Source organism: Aliiroseovarius sp. F20344 (assembly GCF_023016155.1).
GTDB lineage: Bacteria > Pseudomonadota > Alphaproteobacteria > Rhodobacterales > Rhodobacteraceae > Aliiroseovarius.
On record NZ_JALKBG010000006.1, the window covers coordinates 248,267 to 264,052 of the forward strand.

19 protein-coding genes are annotated in these 15,786 nt (G+C 55.4%); 12 read left to right on the forward strand and 7 right to left on the reverse strand.

The features are described from left to right. Window positions 1-32: 32 nt before the first annotated feature. On the reverse strand, window positions 33-593 hold the full coding sequence (locus tag MWU55_RS06980; protein ID WP_246935222.1) for an NAD(P)H-dependent oxidoreductase: 561 nt from the start codon (window positions 591-593) through the stop codon (window positions 33-35). Window positions 594-720: 127 nt separating this feature from the next. On the opposite strand from MWU55_RS06980, the gene MWU55_RS06985 reads away from it, so the two are divergent. Then, window positions 721-1,614 (forward strand): LysR family transcriptional regulator, encoded by an 894-nt coding sequence (locus MWU55_RS06985; RefSeq protein WP_246935223.1) that lies wholly within the window; start codon window positions 721-723, stop codon window positions 1,612-1,614. Here MWU55_RS06985 and MWU55_RS06990 read toward each other — a convergent pair. Next, the gene (locus MWU55_RS06990; RefSeq protein WP_246935224.1) at window positions 1,611-1,943 is read right to left on the reverse strand and encodes a metalloregulator ArsR/SmtB family transcription factor; all 333 of its coding nucleotides are present in this window, start codon (window positions 1,941-1,943) and stop codon (window positions 1,611-1,613) included. The genes MWU55_RS06985 and MWU55_RS06990 overlap by 4 nt on opposite strands. 229 nt (window positions 1,944-2,172) lie before the next feature. On the opposite strand from MWU55_RS06990, the gene MWU55_RS06995 reads away from it, so the two are divergent. The 5 genes from MWU55_RS06995 to MWU55_RS07015 all read left to right on the forward strand — a co-directional run bounded on the left by MWU55_RS06995 (window position 2,173) and on the right by MWU55_RS07015 (window position 4,834). Beyond that, window positions 2,173-2,523 carry an AtpZ/AtpI family protein gene (locus MWU55_RS06995; protein ID WP_246935225.1) on the forward strand — a complete coding sequence of 117 codons (351 nt, stop codon included), beginning with the start codon at window positions 2,173-2,175 and terminating at the stop codon, window positions 2,521-2,523. Between the two features lie 28 nt (window positions 2,524-2,551). Continuing rightward, complete coding sequence (locus MWU55_RS07000) at window positions 2,552-3,355, forward strand: F0F1 ATP synthase subunit A (protein WP_246935699.1); 804 nt, start codon at window positions 2,552-2,554, stop codon at window positions 3,353-3,355. A gap of 60 nt (window positions 3,356-3,415) precedes the next feature. Beyond that, the gene (locus MWU55_RS07005; RefSeq protein ID WP_055188564.1) at window positions 3,416-3,652 is read left to right on the forward strand and encodes a F0F1 ATP synthase subunit C; all 237 of its coding nucleotides are present in this window, start codon (window positions 3,416-3,418) and stop codon (window positions 3,650-3,652) included. 76 nt (window positions 3,653-3,728) lie between these two features. Next, window positions 3,729-4,268 carry a F0F1 ATP synthase subunit B' gene (locus tag MWU55_RS07010; protein WP_246935226.1) on the forward strand — a complete coding sequence of 180 codons (540 nt, stop codon included), beginning with the start codon at window positions 3,729-3,731 and terminating at the stop codon, window positions 4,266-4,268. Between the two features lie 5 nt (window positions 4,269-4,273). Beyond that, the gene (locus MWU55_RS07015; RefSeq protein WP_246935227.1) at window positions 4,274-4,834 is read left to right on the forward strand and encodes a F0F1 ATP synthase subunit B; all 561 of its coding nucleotides are present in this window, start codon (window positions 4,274-4,276) and stop codon (window positions 4,832-4,834) included. A 90-nt stretch (window positions 4,835-4,924) separates the two neighbouring features. Here the strand turns inward: MWU55_RS07015 and MWU55_RS07020 are convergent, their stop codons facing one another. The 3 genes from MWU55_RS07020 to MWU55_RS07030 form a co-directional block, all read right to left on the reverse strand. Continuing rightward, window positions 4,925-5,680 carry an FCD domain-containing protein gene (locus MWU55_RS07020; RefSeq protein WP_246935228.1) on the reverse strand — a complete coding sequence of 252 codons (756 nt, stop codon included), beginning with the start codon at window positions 5,678-5,680 and terminating at the stop codon, window positions 4,925-4,927. A 121-nt stretch (window positions 5,681-5,801) separates the two neighbouring features. Continuing rightward, window positions 5,802-6,458, reverse strand: a complete 657-nt coding sequence (locus MWU55_RS07025) for an OmpA family protein (RefSeq protein ID WP_246935229.1) — start codon at window positions 6,456-6,458, stop codon at window positions 5,802-5,804. Between the two features lie 101 nt (window positions 6,459-6,559). Continuing rightward, entirely contained in the window at window positions 6,560-7,420 is an 861-nt protein-coding gene (locus MWU55_RS07030; protein ID WP_246935230.1) for a bifunctional helix-turn-helix domain-containing protein/methylated-DNA--[protein]-cysteine S-methyltransferase, read from the reverse strand. 114 nt (window positions 7,421-7,534) lie between these two features. Between MWU55_RS07030 and nth the strand changes: the two genes are divergently transcribed. Together nth and MWU55_RS07040 are read left to right on the forward strand one after the other, a co-directional pair. Then, a complete protein-coding gene (nth, locus tag MWU55_RS07035; RefSeq protein WP_246935231.1) occupies window positions 7,535-8,179 on the forward strand; it encodes an endonuclease III in 645 nt (214 codons plus the stop codon). Continuing rightward, complete coding sequence (locus MWU55_RS07040) at window positions 8,176-9,168, forward strand: adenosine kinase (protein WP_246935232.1); 993 nt, start codon at window positions 8,176-8,178, stop codon at window positions 9,166-9,168. The genes nth and MWU55_RS07040 overlap by 4 nt, the downstream gene beginning before the upstream one ends. A gap of 56 nt (window positions 9,169-9,224) precedes the next feature. Here MWU55_RS07040 and MWU55_RS07045 read toward each other — a convergent pair whose 3' ends face one another. Both MWU55_RS07045 and MWU55_RS07050 read right to left on the reverse strand, forming a co-directional pair. Beyond that, window positions 9,225-9,641 (reverse strand): OsmC family protein, encoded by a 417-nt coding sequence (locus MWU55_RS07045; protein WP_246935233.1) that lies wholly within the window; start codon window positions 9,639-9,641, stop codon window positions 9,225-9,227. A 26-nt stretch (window positions 9,642-9,667) separates the two neighbouring features. Then, window positions 9,668-10,486, reverse strand: coding sequence for a sulfotransferase family protein (locus MWU55_RS07050; RefSeq protein ID WP_246935234.1), 819 nt, complete (start codon window positions 10,484-10,486; stop codon window positions 9,668-9,670). A gap of 151 nt (window positions 10,487-10,637) precedes the next feature. Between MWU55_RS07050 and MWU55_RS07055 the strand changes: the two genes are divergently transcribed. The 4 genes from MWU55_RS07055 (at window position 10,638) to polA (ending at window position 15,763) form a co-directional block, all read left to right on the forward strand. Then, entirely contained in the window at window positions 10,638-12,215 is a 1,578-nt protein-coding gene (locus MWU55_RS07055) for a DUF5928 domain-containing protein (RefSeq protein ID WP_246935235.1), read from the forward strand. 18 nt (window positions 12,216-12,233) lie between these two features. After that, window positions 12,234-12,617: a histidine triad nucleotide-binding protein gene (locus MWU55_RS07060; protein WP_246935236.1), complete on the forward strand. Its 384-nt coding sequence runs from the start codon at window positions 12,234-12,236 to the stop codon at window positions 12,615-12,617. Between the two features lie 70 nt (window positions 12,618-12,687). Then, a complete protein-coding gene (locus MWU55_RS07065; RefSeq protein ID WP_246935237.1) occupies window positions 12,688-12,876 on the forward strand; it encodes a zinc-finger domain-containing protein in 189 nt (62 codons plus the stop codon). Window positions 12,877-12,970: 94 nt separating this feature from the next. Beyond that, window positions 12,971-15,763, forward strand: a complete 2,793-nt coding sequence (gene polA / locus MWU55_RS07070) for a DNA polymerase I (protein ID WP_246935238.1) — start codon at window positions 12,971-12,973, stop codon at window positions 15,761-15,763. Window positions 15,764-15,786: the final 23 nt, after the last annotated feature.

Sequence of the window (15,786 nt, forward strand, 5' to 3'; positions counted from 1 at the left end):
GCCGGGGGCGGGTTGCGCCCCCGACCTGCTATTTACGCAGCCAATGCCTGGATCGAGCGTTCGGCTTCGACCAATCCTTCTTCACCCGCGGCCCCGATGAAGGACACGTCTGTAAGGCCCATGAAGCCAAGGACATGTGTCAGATAGGGGGATGCGAACTCGTAATCTGCACCAACAGGTGTTCCGCCGGATGCGCTGACCACAATCACGCGCTTGCCTTCCAACAGCCCAACCGGTCCGTTTTCAGTGTAGTGGAACGTCACACCCACCCGTGCAAGCTGATCGATCCATGCTTTCAGCGTGGAAGGGATCGAGAAGTTGTAGACGGGCATTGAGATGACGACCAGGTCCGCGGCCTGAACCTCGGCCACAATGTCGTCCGACACGGCAAGCGCTGCTTTGTCGGCGTCGCTGCGGGCTTCTGGTGGGGTGAAGGTTGCGCGGCTGAAGCCCGCGTCAATGTGCGGAATGCCGTTGCTAAGGTCGCGCGTGGTGATGGTGGCACCAACGTGCTGGGCCACAACATCGTCTGCCAGTTTACGCGAAATCGAATCTTCAGAGCGGGTTGAGCTGTCAACGCGAAGGATATGCATGATGTGATCTCCTGTTTTCGGATCGTTTGATGTTGAGGGGAATGTGATACCTTGCATTTTTAAACGCAATCTGGGTTAATCAACAGATAGTGTTGAAATATGCACAGATAGTGGATGAGGGACTCAATTGGATCATTGGGATGAGATTCGGACGGCATTCCATGTTGCGCGCGCTGGCACTGTAAGCGGTGCTGCCGACAGTTTGGGCATCCACCATGCAACCGTGATCCGGCACATAGATACATTGGAGGCGCGGATGGGGGTGAAACTGTTTCAACGCCATGCCCGCGGGTATACCCCAACCGAAGCAGGGACGGATCTGGCCCGGATTGCGGCAACGACGGAAGAGCAATTCATCCAGCTGGGTACGCGTTTGAAGGGGCAGGGGGAAGATGTCTCGGGCGAAGTGGTTGTCACTGCACTTGCTTCGTTTTCGCCGCGGTTGACGCCGGTATTGGCCGCGTTCCAGCATGCAAATCCCAACACGGTGATCCGGTTGCGCACAGGATTGCGCCTTCTGCGCCTTGAGTATGGCGAGGCGCATGTCGCGGTACGTGCAGGCAGCGCGCCGCAAGAACCCGATAATGTCGCGCAGCGGTTCTTGAACATGGAGCTTGGGCTATACGTGTCGCCGCTTTATGTAGAGAGATACGGGATGCCGAGCGAGCAAACCCTGGATCAACATCACTTTATCGGCGGCGACGATGCGACGTCGCGCGCACCTTTCATTCGTTGGATGAATGACAATGTGGATGAAGAAAACATCACATTCCGTGTGACGGATGATGTTTCGTTACAGCAAGCATTGCTGGCAGGTGCGGGTGTCGGGTTTGCTGTGCGTGGTCAGCATCCAGAAATGTTGGAAGTCATGCCGCCATTGCCAGAATGGCGATCAGAGTTCTGGTTGGTCACCCATGTTGATCTTCACAGATCAGCCAAGGTTCAGGCGGTGCTGCGTTGTCTGAAAGATGCGGCTAAAGTCTGGGCGGCTTCGGATCCCGCGATTTCATTGCCGGATTAATTGGGGTCTTCGCGCAGCTCTTCTTCCAGAAATCGCTCGAACGCGTCCAGATTGACGGGCTCGAACTGCCCAAAACCCTGCATCCAGACCGAGGCTTCACGCAAAGCGCTTGGGTCAAGTTTGCACCACTTCACCCGCCCACGCTTTTCCTGCGTGATCAACCCGGCGCGGGTCAGGATCGTCAGGTGTTTGGAGATCGCGGCCAACGACATCTCGAACGGTTCAGCCACATCGGTGACCGCCATGTCATCTTCCAAAAGCATGGTCAGAATAGCGCGCCGTGTGGGGTCGGACAGTGCAGCAAAAACAAGATCAAGACGGTTTTCCATGTTCAAGGGCCTAGGCGGGCACGCGCCAATCGTCAACCAATCGGTTGAATAACGCAAAACCTGTGGAATCCACCGCTAGGCGGCACTTGTTGGTAGTGGCGGAATTCCCGCTCTCTTAAAAATAATTAAATAACAATGAGTTACACCTCGCACTGTTGGCGCTAAACTGCGTTGACTCACAGCCCGTCACCCCTTAGCAACTGCGATAACCGTCACCGGAGGATTTTGCGTGTCCAACACTCCCGATCCCGAGCGCTTAAAAGAGCTCGATAGCCGCATCAAAGCGGCGAAGGGGGAAGAGGACGAGCAGAAGACCGGAGATGAGGCCTACAACCAGGCATCCTTTGCTTGGCAGATGGTCATAGAGCTTACAGTCGGTTTAATCATCGGCTTCGGCATCGGATACGGGCTGGACAGTCTTTTTGGGACCAAGCCGATCTTTATGGTGCTGTTTATATTGTTGGGTTTCGCGGCCGGTATGAAAGTCATGCTTGGAACCGCGGCTCAGATGCAGAAGAGAGCGACAGAAGCGCAAGACGCGCAGTCCGTCGCGCAAGAAGAGGAAGAGACACGTGGCTGAACAGAACGCAAAGCAGGGCGCTGGTCCGATCATCAAAATTGCATTCTTCGCCGTGTTGGCACTGGTTCTGCTGTCGGGCGTCTTGTTTGCCCCCGCGCATCCAGGTCTGGCCATCCACCCGATGGACCAGTTCGAGATCAAGCCGCTTTTCGGCGCGGATCACTTGGGCACCTTCACTCCGACCAACCAAACACTTTGGATGGTTCTGGCGATTGTAGGCATCGTCCTGATGCTGGTTGTTGGCTCGCGCGGCCGTGCAATCGTGCCGACACGCGGGCAGTCGGTTGCCGAAATGGCTTACGGCTTTGTCTACAAGATGGTTGAAGATGTTGCTGGCAAAGACGCCGTGAAATACTTCCCCGGCATCATGACCCTGTTCATGTTCATCCTGTTCGCCAACTTCTTGGGCCTGATCCCGACATCCTTCACCGCCACCAGCCACATCGCTGTGACTGCCGTGTTGGCGATGATCGTGTTCGTCTTTGTCACTGTGCTGGGTTTTGTGAAGAACGGCGTGGGTTTCTTGGGCCTTTTCTGGGTTTCGTCCGCACCGCTCGCGCTGCGTCCGATCCTTGCTGTAATCGAACTGATCTCGTACTTCGTGCGCCCGGTTAGCCACTCCATTCGTTTGGCCGGTAACGTGATGGCTGGACACGCGGTGATCAAAGTATTCGCTGGCTTTGCTGCCGCCCTGGGCGTGTTCAGCTTCCTGCCAATCCTGGCCATCTCGGCCGTCTACGCACTGGAAGTGCTCGTAGCCTTCATTCAGGCTTACGTGTTCACCATCCTGACCTGCGTATATCTGAAAGACGCTCTGCATCCGTCGCACTAAGACGGTTGCAGCCCGCTAACCAATCCTAATTCAAGCATTCCAACGTAAGGAGAAATCACAATGGAAGGCAATATCGCTCAAATGGGTCAATTCATCGGTGCAGGTCTGGCAGCTATCGGTTCGGGTGCCGCCGCTATCGGTGTGGGCCACGTTGCTGGTAACTTCCTGGCCGGTGCTCTGCGCAACCCGTCGGCAGCTGCCGCTCAGACCGCGACCCTGTTCATCGGTATCGCATTTGCAGAAGCCCTGGGCATCTTCTCGTTCCTGGTCGCTCTGCTGCTGATGTTTGCTGTCTAAGACCTGAACCATCCTTACGACGGGGTGGATCACCCGTGATCCGCCCTATCTAATCCGGTTCCAGAGGACTTAAGACATGGCAAGTAACACACATAGCACAGAAGCAGCACACGGTGGCGCAGAAGCCGCTGGCATGCCGCAACTGGATTTCTCGACCTTCGGGAACCAGATCTTCTGGCTCGTGGTGACGCTGGTCGTGATCTACTTTGTCCTGACCAAGATCGCACTGCCCCGTATTGAGGCTGTGCTGTCCGAACGTCAGGGCACGATCACAAACGATCTGGCTGCTGCCGAAGAGCTGAAGCAGAAGGCCGTCGAGGCTGAAGAGGCTTATAATAAGGCCCTGGCGGACGCCCGAGTTGAAGCGAACAAAATTGTCGCTGAAGCACGTGCGGACATTCAGGCCGATCTTGATGCAGCTGCTGCTAAAGCAGATGCCGAGATTGCCGCAAAGGCTGCCGAAAGCGAAGCCGCGATCTCTGAGATCCGCGCCGGCGCTGTAGACAGTGTTAAGGCAGTGTCCAAGGATGTCGCGAAAGAGATCCTCGGCTCAATGGGCTACAAAGCTGACGCCAAATCGGTGACAGCGGCGGTAACCTCGCGGATGAAAGGGTGAAGACAATGAAGAAAATTGCACTTCTCCCCGTAGTTCTGGCTGCCACACCAGCATTTGCTGCTGGTGATGCGGGTTGGACTGATCTGGCGAACACCAACATGGTCGTTACGCTGGCATTCCTTCTGTTCGTGACCTTCTTGGGGTACATGGGCGTGCACAAAATGTTGGGCGGTCAGCTCGACAAACGGGCCGAGGGCATCAAGTCGGAACTCGACGAAGCCCGTGCCCTGCGTGAAGAGGCCCAGACCATTCTGGCGTCCTATGAGCGTAAGCAGAAAGAAGTGGCTGATCAGGCAGAGCGCATCGTTGCGCATGCCAAAGAAGAAGCCGCCAACGCTGCTGCTCAGGCAAAAGAAGATCTGAAAGCTTCGATTGCACGCCGTCTGGCTGCTGCCGAAGACCAAATCGCATCGGCAGAAGCTGCCGCTGTGAAGGAGGTTCGCGACAGCGCAGTTCAAGTCGCAGTGGGCGCTGCCCGCGATATGATCGCCAAACAGATGACCGCAACCGACGGCAACAAGCTGATCGAGGAAGCCATCAAGGACGTGGAAGCCAAGCTGCACTAAGCTGGCCTTCCTCAGAAGAAATTAAGAAACCCGGCTCATTGGCCGGGTTTTTTGTTTTTGAGAAATGGGCAGGCTTGAACTAAAGCCGAACTACCGGCGTTTCTCGTAATCCAGCCTTTGGCGCGCGACTTCCTCGTTCCGCTCTGTTCGACGCAAATCAGCGTAAGCCTGCACCACATAGTCCATGTGCGCTTCGATGGCGGCGCGGGCAGCCTTGGGATCGCGGGCCTGCAAGGCGTCGTTGATGGCCCGGTGCTGTTCTAACAGGTCCATACGGGTGTTGGTGATCTGAATGACCACCTTGCGACTGTAGAGCACCCCTTGCTTTAGGAGGTCGTACATGGCGCGCATCATATGAACCATCAGCACATTATGGCTGGCTTCGATGATCGCCATGTGGAAATCGCTGTCGAGATCTGCGCCGTGACCCTCCGGGGCTTGTTCCATCTTCAAAAAGATCTCGTTGATCACTTCAAGATCCGTGTCTGACCCGAATTGTGCGGCCCGTTCGGCGGCCAGCCCCTCCATGTCACGTCTGAAGGTGATGTAGTCATAGACTGCTTCGTCATGGCGGCCGATGAGTTTGACAAGAGCAGGTGAAAATGAGCTGTCCAGATCTTCCGAAATGAAAATACCAGCACCCGCACGGCGCGACAAAAGCTTAGCCTCTTCCAGCTCAGCCAATGCGTCGCGCAAAGAGGGGCGTGATACGCCCAGGCGATCTGCAAGATCACGTTCTGCAGGCAAGCGCTCTCCGGGGCGCAGAATGCCTCGCAGGATCAAAAGCTCAATTTGTTCGACCACTGAATTTGAAAGCTTGTTTGCGGTGATTTTTTGGAAGGGCATGAAAGACTCTTTGAATTGGTCAGATTACATGACCACATCCGAGCGTGACCCTCAAACAAAAAAGAGGCCGGGCAATCTGCCCAGCCTCTGGCGTAGTCCATATTTGCCTTCCCAAATGGGATTATGCGGTTGTCGGTCGGATAACAATTTCGACCCTGCGGTTTTGTTGACGCCCTGCGGCGTTCAAGTTCGATGCGACAGGGCGGTGTTCCCCGTGCCCAACGGTTACAACGCGAGAGCTTGAAACGCCGTTGGCGAACAGAACAGACGCGACCGAGGCCGCGCGGTTGCGCGACAAAGACAGGTTGTAATCCGCACTGCCAGTATTGTCTGTGTGCCCCTGAACCTCCACGACCGAGTTCGGATATTGCATCAAATTACGTGCAAGCGCGGCAAGGTCGCCGCGCAAGGCCGGACTGATCTGGCTGCTGTCAGTCGCAAACAGAATGTCTTGTGGCATCGTGACAATCAGCTCGCTGCCCGTGTTCACGATCTTCACGTCGTCATTGTCGATCGCTTGGCGAAGGTCGCCTGCCTGCTTGTCCAACTGCTGTCCGATGGCGCCGCCCAGAACTCCGCCAATTACAGCGCCGACTGCTGCCTTTCCAAGCTTGCCGTCGCCCTTACGCGTCGCGCCTAAAAGGCCACCGGCAATCGCGCCGATCGCAGCGCCGTTTTGCGTGCGCGGTCCCATGTTCGCTTGCGTTGGCGATGTGCAGGCACTGGTGGCCAGTCCGGCAATCAGGCCGAATGAGAGAATCACATGTCTTGGGTGCATTTTGCTGTCCTCAATTTGGTTTCTTGCTTTCCATACAGAAAAGGGCCCTGTTATCGAATAACAAGGCCCTGCTATGGGGAAACATGCGCGAAAACTGACGCTTAGCTGATCTCCGCCTGTTCCAGCTCCGCGCTTTCCCATGCCAGTAAGGCGCGTTTCACCGGCAAGCCCCAGTGGTATCCACCAAGTGCGCCGGACTTCCGAAGGGCGCGATGGCACGGGATTAGCCAGCTGATCGGATTGCGTCCGACCGCGGTCCCCACGGCGCGTACTGCACGCGGCTGTCCGATCTTCTCGGCAATCTGCCCATAGGTGGTGACGTGCCCCGAGGGGATGGACAGCAGCGCTTCCCACACCTTGATCTGTAATGGCGACCCAATCAGGTGGAGAGGCGTTTTATCAGCCTGCGTCGACTTCGGATCATAGGCCGCAAGAACCCAGTCGCGAAGCCTGTCTAGGCTTTCGACATAGGTGGCATTGGGCCAGCGCGAAATCAGGTCCTGGAATGCAACATCTGGTCCGGTTTCTTCAGCAAACCCAATGCCGCAGATGCCCCGGTCTGTACCCATGACCAGCGATTTGCCAAACGGGCTGTCAAACCAGCCCCAATAGATTATCAGACCTTCGCCTTTCTTGGCGTATTCACCGGGGCTCATCGCTTCCCAACGTAGGAATAAATCATGCAGACGGCCCTGCCCTGACAGGCCCACCGATTGCGCTGTCTCCAATGTGGAAAATCGCTCGGCCAGCAGTATCTTCGCGTGACCCAACGTCAGAAACTGTTGATAACGTTTCGGAGAAACCCCCACCCAGCGCGAGAACACCCGCTGAAAATGCGCAGGCGACATATCCATTTTTGCGGCCAATGCGTCGAGCGCCAAGGGCTCGCCTCCACTTGCATCAATCTCATCAATCGCACGGCGGATTACGTTGTAATGGTAGCTGTCTTCAGAGCGGGTCATGTTGGCCTCGTGTGTTGCGTGATCAGAGTGCCGCGATTTTCCAATCTATGCGACCCGGAAATTGCGCATTGCACGCGGCTCGCGTATGACGATCTGCGGAAACGGATGGATGCGATGGCAAAACAACTCGGATATCACCAAATCCGCGAGATCTTTGAGCGCTTCAAGGAACAAGAAGCAGAACCCAAAGGCGAGCTGGAACATGTGAATGTATACACGCTGGTGGTCGCCGTGGCGCTGTCCGCGCAGGCAACAGATGTCGGCGTGAACAAGGCGACACGGGCGTTGTTCCAGGTGGTGGACACACCGCAGAAGATGCTGGATCTGGGGCTTGAGGGTTTAACCGAGCACATCAAAACCATTGGGCTCTTTCGTCAGAAGGCGAAAAACGTGATGAAGCTGAGTCAGATCCTGGTGGATGAATATGGTGGCGAGGTCCCAAATTCCCGCGCGGCGCTTCAATCGCTACCGGGTGTCGGGCGCAAAACGGCAAACGTGGTTCTGAACATGTGGTGGGGCGTTCCCGCACAGGCGGTTGATACCCACATCTATCGCGTCGGAAACCGAACGGGTATCGCAGTTGGCAAAAACGTTGATGCAGTCGAACGTGCGATTGAAGACAACATTCCCGCAGACTTTCAACAACATGCCCACCACTGGCTGATCCTGCACGGGCGTTACACTTGCAAAGCGCGCAAACCAATGTGCGGAAACTGCATCATTCGGGACCTGTGTCCCTATGAGGAAAAGAACTTATGACGAAAAAGTACAAAGTTGTCGGGATCGGCAACGCCGTTGTGGATGTCATCACCACGGCGGATGATAGCTTTCTAGAGCTGATGGGCATCGAAAAAGGCATCATGCAACTGGTCGAACGGGACCGGGCCGAGGTGCTTTACGCCGCGATGCATGATCGCAAACAAGCTGCAGGTGGCTCTGTCGCCAATACGCTGGCAGGGATCGGCAATCTGGGCCTGACCACAGGGTTTGTCGGTCGTGTGCATGATGATGCGTTGGGGCATTTCTATGCAGATGCGATGGAAATGGACGGCACCCGTTTCGTGAACCCGCCGGTGCCAGGGGGGGAGCTGCCAACCTCGCGCTCGATGATTTTTGTATCTCCTGATGGTGAGCGGTCGATGAACACGTATTTGGGTATCTCAGCTGAGCTGGGCCCAGAAGATGTTGACAGGGATGTCGCTGCCGACGCCGAGATTGTGTTCCTTGAAGGCTATCTGTTCGACAAGGACAAAGGCAAAGAGGCGTTCATCGCCATGGCCCGCGCTTGTCGCGCGGCTGGCGGTAAGGCAGGAATCGCTATTTCCGACCCGTTCTGCGTGGAACGTCACCGCACCGATTTCCTGATGTTGATCGAGCACGAGCTGGACTATGTGATCGGCAATGAAGAAGAGCTGAAAGCCCTGTTCCGAACAGACGATCTGGACGAGGCCATGACGAAAACCGCAGCAATCTGCCCGCTGGTTGCCTGCACCCGCTCGGGCGATGGCGTTTCGATTTTATCAGGTGGGGAACGCATCGACGTGCCCGTGGAACGGATCACGCCTGTCGACGCGACAGGGGCAGGCGACGGTTTTGCCGCCGGCTTCCTTTACGGGTTGGCCACCGGGGCCGATCTGAGGCTGTGCGGCGAAATGGGCTGCACCGTGGCCGGAGAAGTCATCCGCCACATGGGGCCGCGGGCGGATCGCAATCTACCTGCGCTGTTTCGTGAGAAGGGTTTGATCTAAAAAGAATTTACCGTTCAGTACTAAGAAAGCCCGGCGCAACGCACCGGGCTTTCTACTTACTCAGTATCGACAACCTTAAAATCATGCGTAACAGTGGCGGACGCCGCCATCATCGCTGAGGCGGAGCAGTATTTGTCCACCGACAGTGAAATCGCGCGTTCGACCTTGGCGTCGCTGATACCGCGTCCTTTCACAATGAAGTGCAGGTGGATTTTGGTGAACACTTTTGGGTCTGTTTCTGCGCGCTCTGCGTCCACTTCGACCTCGACATCCTCAATCCGTTGGCGCCCTTTCTCAAGGATCGACACAACGTCATAGGCCGAACAGCCCGCCGTTCCAATCAGCAAAAGCTCCATGGGGCTGGGGCCGGGAGTGCCCGCGCCGTCATGGCCAGTGCCCAGAACAATGCTGTGCCCGGTTCCCGAGGTGCCGACAAAAGTACGGGCTTCCGCCCATTTTACGCGCGCTTTCATGTGGTGTCCTTCGCAGTCTTAAGGGATCAGTCACCCAGCTTGGCGTGGATCTCGTCCAGATCGATCTCGCCGATGGGCATCTTGTTTCCAGGATTCTCGAAGTCGTATTTAAACAGCTCGAAGTCCTTCTTGAAGATCTCATAAACAAGATGCATCGAAAGATCGTCGAAATAGTCCTCGACCGGGTGCGCACGTTTCGGGCCGTGACCTTCGCTTTCGTTAAAGCGCGGGATTTCGGCCAGATCTACTGAATGCGGTGTTTCAATCGCGTCGAGCACTGACTGCATTCCATCGTTAAATTTTTCGGTCCAGAAGATGTTGTCATAACGACCGCCATTCACGATGAAGGTCGAAACGTGACCAGACATGGCCGACCAGTGAATGTCCGGATCCATCGGTTTGCGCCAGCGGATGGTATCGCGAGCAAACAGAAGAAAGCGGCGGAAACTTTCGACCTGATCAAACTCGAATCCCGTTTCAGGGTCGCCAACCTCAATCCCGTATTTCTGTATGAGCAGCGGCACCAAGTTGCCGCGATAGCGCCGGCCGTTGCGTTGGATGCCGCAGATTTTATCAAAGAAGCTGGATAGGATACGGGTGTAGGGGTTGCGCACGCAGGTAAAGGCATAGCTTTTGTGATTGCGCACATTCTCTTCGATTTTTGGCTGCGATTGGTCCTGAGACCATTTGTGCATACGGTCTTTGCTGTCGTGAATATCACCATCAAAGAACTCACCATGATCCGAATAGAACATGATCTGACCGATGGTCGAACACGCGCATTTCGGAACGACGCGATACACTACGCTTTCGCTTTCGGTCATCCAGGTGCCAGGAAACCCCATAATATACCTCGTCTTCTAATCATTACGTCAGGGCATTAGGCCCCGTTTGTGTACAGATTGATGAAAAAAGTAAAGAATCTCTGTTTATTGAACATAAGTTCAAGCTATTTATGACAGGAATTCGACAGCTCTAAAGGTCTCAGATCGTTACATGGCAAAAATCGCCTTCATCCTGTTATGCCACAAAGACCCCGAGGCGATTATCTCGCAGGCAAAGCAGCTTACGGCTGCGGGCGATTACATGTCGATTCACTTTGACGCCCGAGCCAAGCCAGCAGATTTCCAGCGCATTCAAGATGCCCTGAAAGACAATCCGAATGTGACCTTTGCAAAGCGTCGCATCAAGTGCGGGTGGGGGGAATGGTCACTTGTTCAGGCTTCGTTGAATGCCGTTGAAGCCGCGCTTGAGGCATTCCCACGCGCCACGCATTTCTACATGCTGTCTGGCGATTGCATGGCGATCAAATCGGCTGAATACGCCCACGACTTGCTGGATCGCGAAGACGTGGACTATATCGAAAGCTTTGATTTCTTCGAAAGTGATTGGATTAAAACAGGGTTTAAAGAAGAGCGCCTGATTTATCGCTACTTCGTAAACGAGCGGAAACACAAAAAGCTGTTTTACGCATTGATTAAGCTGCAAAAAAAATTCGGGATCACCCGCGAAGTGCCAAGCGACATACAAGTCATGATTGGCAGCCAATGGTGGTGCTTGCGTCGTCGAACTGTAGAATCGGTTATGAGATTCTGCCGCAAACGCAAAGACGTCATGCGGTTCTTTCGCACCACGTGGATTCCTGACGAGACCTTCTTCCAGACCATTGTGCGCCATCTGGTGCCGGACAATGAAATCAGAACCAGTACGCTGACGTTTTTGATGTTCACAGATTACGGAATGCCGGTGACATTCTACAATGATCACTACGATCTTTTGTTAAGTCAGGATTTCCTGTTTGCCCGAAAAATCAGCCCCGAAGCGACCGAACTGAAACGCCGTTTGGGTGATCTTTACGCGGCCGAAGGGATCGATTTTCAGATCTCGGATGAGGGTCGCAGCCTGTTTCGCTTTCTAACCAGTCGGGGGCGCAACGGCTTGCGGTTTGCTCCACGCTTCTGGGAGGCAGAATCAAGTCTTGGACGCGAACGGGAATTGTTGATCGTCGTGGCCAAAAAGTGGCACGTCGCGAAACGGTTGATTCGCAAAATCAAAGAGGTCACAGGGATCGAGACCATCGAATACCTGTTTGACGAAGACAGCTGTCCCATGCCCGATTTGGGCGGTATTCAGACCCAAATGGGCAAACGCGCCCGGCATCGACGTGCGCTTATGCGCATGCTTTTCGAGTATTACGAGACAGATCGATTGGTGATCTGCATGGATCCGAAGAATATGGAGATGTTTCAGGATTTTTTTGCAGACCGGGCAACCACACGGTTGCTTGAGATCGAAAGCATCTTCACGGATGAATACCTTGCTGGGCATGCCATTCGGGTTGGCCTTGCGGGTGAAAACACACCTGAGCAGTCGATGGAGCGCCTTCTGCCCACCATCCGCGCGGATGTTGCGCATGAAAGCGACCAGATCCGAGATGCCGGGTTTGACCACTACTATCGCATCAGCGAAGGGCGCGAGCCGCAGGAAAACGCCAGTGCGCTTTCGCAGTTCTTGTCTATCTCGCATGAACAAGCCCAAGAGATCGCCGAGACAGATCACCTGTTTGAAGATTGAAGCCGAACGGAGGACACCATGCCCTACAGTTACGACGACCAGAATATCTTTGCCAAAATCCTGCGTGGTGAGATTCCGAATGACACGGTTTACGAAGATGACCACGCCTTGGCGTTTCGTGACATTCAACCCCAGACACCTGATCATGTGCTTGTCATCCCCAAAGGGCCTTACGTGACCTTTGATCATTTGGCGACCGAAGGCTCGGACGATGAAATCGTTGGGTTTACGCGCGCTATTGGGAAAGTCTGTGACATGCTGGGTGTAGATCCCGGCAGTGACGGGGCAGGGTATCGCATGATCTCGAACGCAGGAGAGCACGGCGTGCAAGAGGTGCCCCATCTACACGTTCATATTCTGGCGGGCCGTCCCATCGGGCGCATGATTGCCCGCGAAGCATGATGTTTCGCTCTTGCAGGGGAAGCCCTGCGAGACGTAAAATGAAGTGACAAATTAGACAGAGGTGTCCCCAATGACCCAGACCCCGCCTGAAACCAAGATTGTTGATACCTACAAGGTCGCCTGTGACGGCGGTGAAGGCGCACTTGGTCATCCACGTGTCTACCTTCAGATCCCAAACGAACATGGTTGGGTGGAATGCCCCTATTGTGACTGCAAGTTTGTTCACAAGGATCATGTGGATGAGGATAAAGCAGCCTAACGGCTGTTTGAACTTCACCAAATTCAGGCCGCGGGCTGGTGCCTCGCGGCCTTTTGAGTCTTAACTGGTTTCAGGCGCGTCAGGGAGAGTTCCAATGAGCTTTGGTAAAGGTTGTCATCTGCATCTGGTCGACGGGTCGGCTTTCATCTTTCGTGCCTATCATGCGCTGCCGCCGTTGACGCGCAAATCCGACGGGTTACCCATCGGGGCCGTGGCAGGGTTTTGCAACATGCTGTTCAAATTCATCGAAGACAACGCAGGCGCCGATGCCCCCACCCACGTGGCCGTGATATTTGACCATTCCGGCAAGACCTTCCGCAGTGACATCTACCCTGAATATAAAGCCAACCGCCCGCCTGCGCCCGAAGACCTGCGCCCGCAATTCCCGCTAACGCGAGACGCCACACGCGCCTTCAACATCGCCTGTATCGAAGTCGAAGGGTTCGAGGCCGACGACATCATTGCCACCCTCGCGCGACAGGCGAACGAGGCGGGCGGGCGTGTCACCATCCTGTCGTCAGACAAAGACCTGATGCAACTTGTTGGCGGCGGCGTCGAGATGCTCGATCCGATGAAGAACAAACGCATTGGGGTCGAGGGGGTGGAAGAAAAATTCGGCGTTGGCCCCAACCGCGTGGTCGATGTGCAGGCGCTGGCGGGTGACAGCGTCGACAACGTCCCCGGCGCGCCCGGCATTGGGATCAAGACCGCTGCGCTTTTGATAAACGAATTCGGTGATCTCGACACGCTTTTGGAACGCGCCGAGGAAATCAAACAGCCCAAGCGCCGTCAGACTCTGATCGAACAAGCCGACCTGATCCGCATTAGCCGCGAGTTGGTGAAACTGGACGACCAGATGGATTTGGACGTTGTGTTCGAGGATCTTGAGTTGAAGGATCCCGAGCCTGATACCTTGTTGAAATTCCTTGCCGAAATGGAGTTCCGTACGCTCACCAACCGCGTGGCAGGAAAGTTGGGTATGGAAGCGCCCGAGATCGCACAGCCGGAAGGCGCAGACAAGCCCGCGACCGCCGAGATGCCTGCCATCGACCCAGAGAATTACGAGTGGGTCAAAGACACGGACGCGCTGGGCACATGGATCGACCGGGCCTATGCCCGCGGTTATGTGGCCTTCGATACTGAAACCACCGGGCTCAACGAAATGCTGGTCGATTTGGTCGGGATCTCGCTGGCTGTCGATGCCGGAGAAGCCTGCTATATCCCACTGACCCACAAGACCAGTCAGGCCGATGACCTCTTTGGCGGGTCAGATTTGGCCGAAGGTCAATTGCCGCTGGATCAGGTGATTGCTGCGCTGAAGCCGATGCTCGAGGACCCTGCGATCCTGAAAATCGGTCAGAACATGAAATACGACGCCAAGATTTTGGCGCGCTACGGGGTTGATGTTGCGCCGATTGATGACACGATGCTGATGTCCTATGCGCAGAATGCAGGCCTGCATAATCACGGCATGGACAAACTGTCGGAAATATACCTGTCGCACACACCAATATCGATTAAATCGCTGTTGGGTACCGGTAAATCCGCGATCACTTTTGACCGGGTTCCGCTTGAGGAAGCTGTGAAATATGCGGCCGAAGATGCGGATATCACTCTTCGATTGTGGCAAATCCTTAAACCGCGCCTGCACAGCGAACAAGTAACCCGCGTCTATGAGCGGTTGGAGCGACCGCTCGTGCCAGTTTTGGCACAGATGGAGATGACGGGCATCAAGGTCGATCGCGAAGTGCTGTCGCGCATGTCCAATGCCTTCGCGCAGAAAATGGCAGGATATGAAGCCGAGCTGCACGAGATCGCAGGCCGCGATTTCAACGTACAATCCCCCGCGCAGGTGGGCGAAATCCTCTTTGGTGAAATGGAGCTGCCCGGCGGCAAGAAAACCAAAACCGGTCAATGGTCCACACCCGCCGACGTTCTTGAAGACCTCGCCGCGGAGCATGATTTTGCCGCGCGGGTGCTGGACTATCGTCAGCTGCAAAAGCTGAAATCGACTTACACGGACGCGTTGCAAGATCACATTCATCCGGAAACCGGGCGCGTACATACGTCTTACCTGCAATCCGGCGCCAACACGGGCCGGATGGCGTCAAAAGACCCCAATCTGCAAAACATCCCGGTTAGGTCCGAAGAAGGCCGCCGCATCCGCGAGGCATTTGTCGCCCCTGAAGGCACAAAGCTCATCAGCCTCGACTACAGTCAGATCGAGCTGCGCATTCTGGCCCATGTGGCGGGGATCGACGCGCTGAAACAGGCATTCCGGGACGGCCAAGACATCCACGCCATGACCGCGTCTGAAATGTTCGACGTGCCCATGGAAGACATGACACCCGACATTCGCCGACAGGCAAAGGCGATCAATTTCGGCGTGATCTATGGCATCTCGGGCTTTGGCCTCGCCCGCAACTTGCGCATTCCACGATCCGAGGCGCAAGGCTTTATCGACCGATACTTCGAACGCTTCCCCGGCATCCGGAAATACATGGATGACACGATCGAATTTGCCAAAGAACACAAACGGGTTGAGACCCTGTTTGGCCGCCGCATCCACACGCCTGAGATCGGCGCGAAAGGACCGCAAGCAGGCTTTGCCAAACGCGCCGCCATCAACGCACCCATTCAGGGCACTGCCGCCGACATCATTCGCCGCGCCATGATCCGTATGCCGGACGCCATTGCCAAACTGCCCGCGAAGATGCTGTTGCAGGTACATGACGAATTGATCTTCGAGGTGGAAGATGGTGCCATTGACGAGGTGATCGAAGTTGTGCGCAGGGTGATGGAAGGCGCAGCCGAACCCGCGATCAAACTCGACGTGCCGCTTGTGGTTGATGCGGGCGTCGGCATGAATTGGGCCGAGGCGCACTAACCCTTTTTCTTGTCTTTAGTATC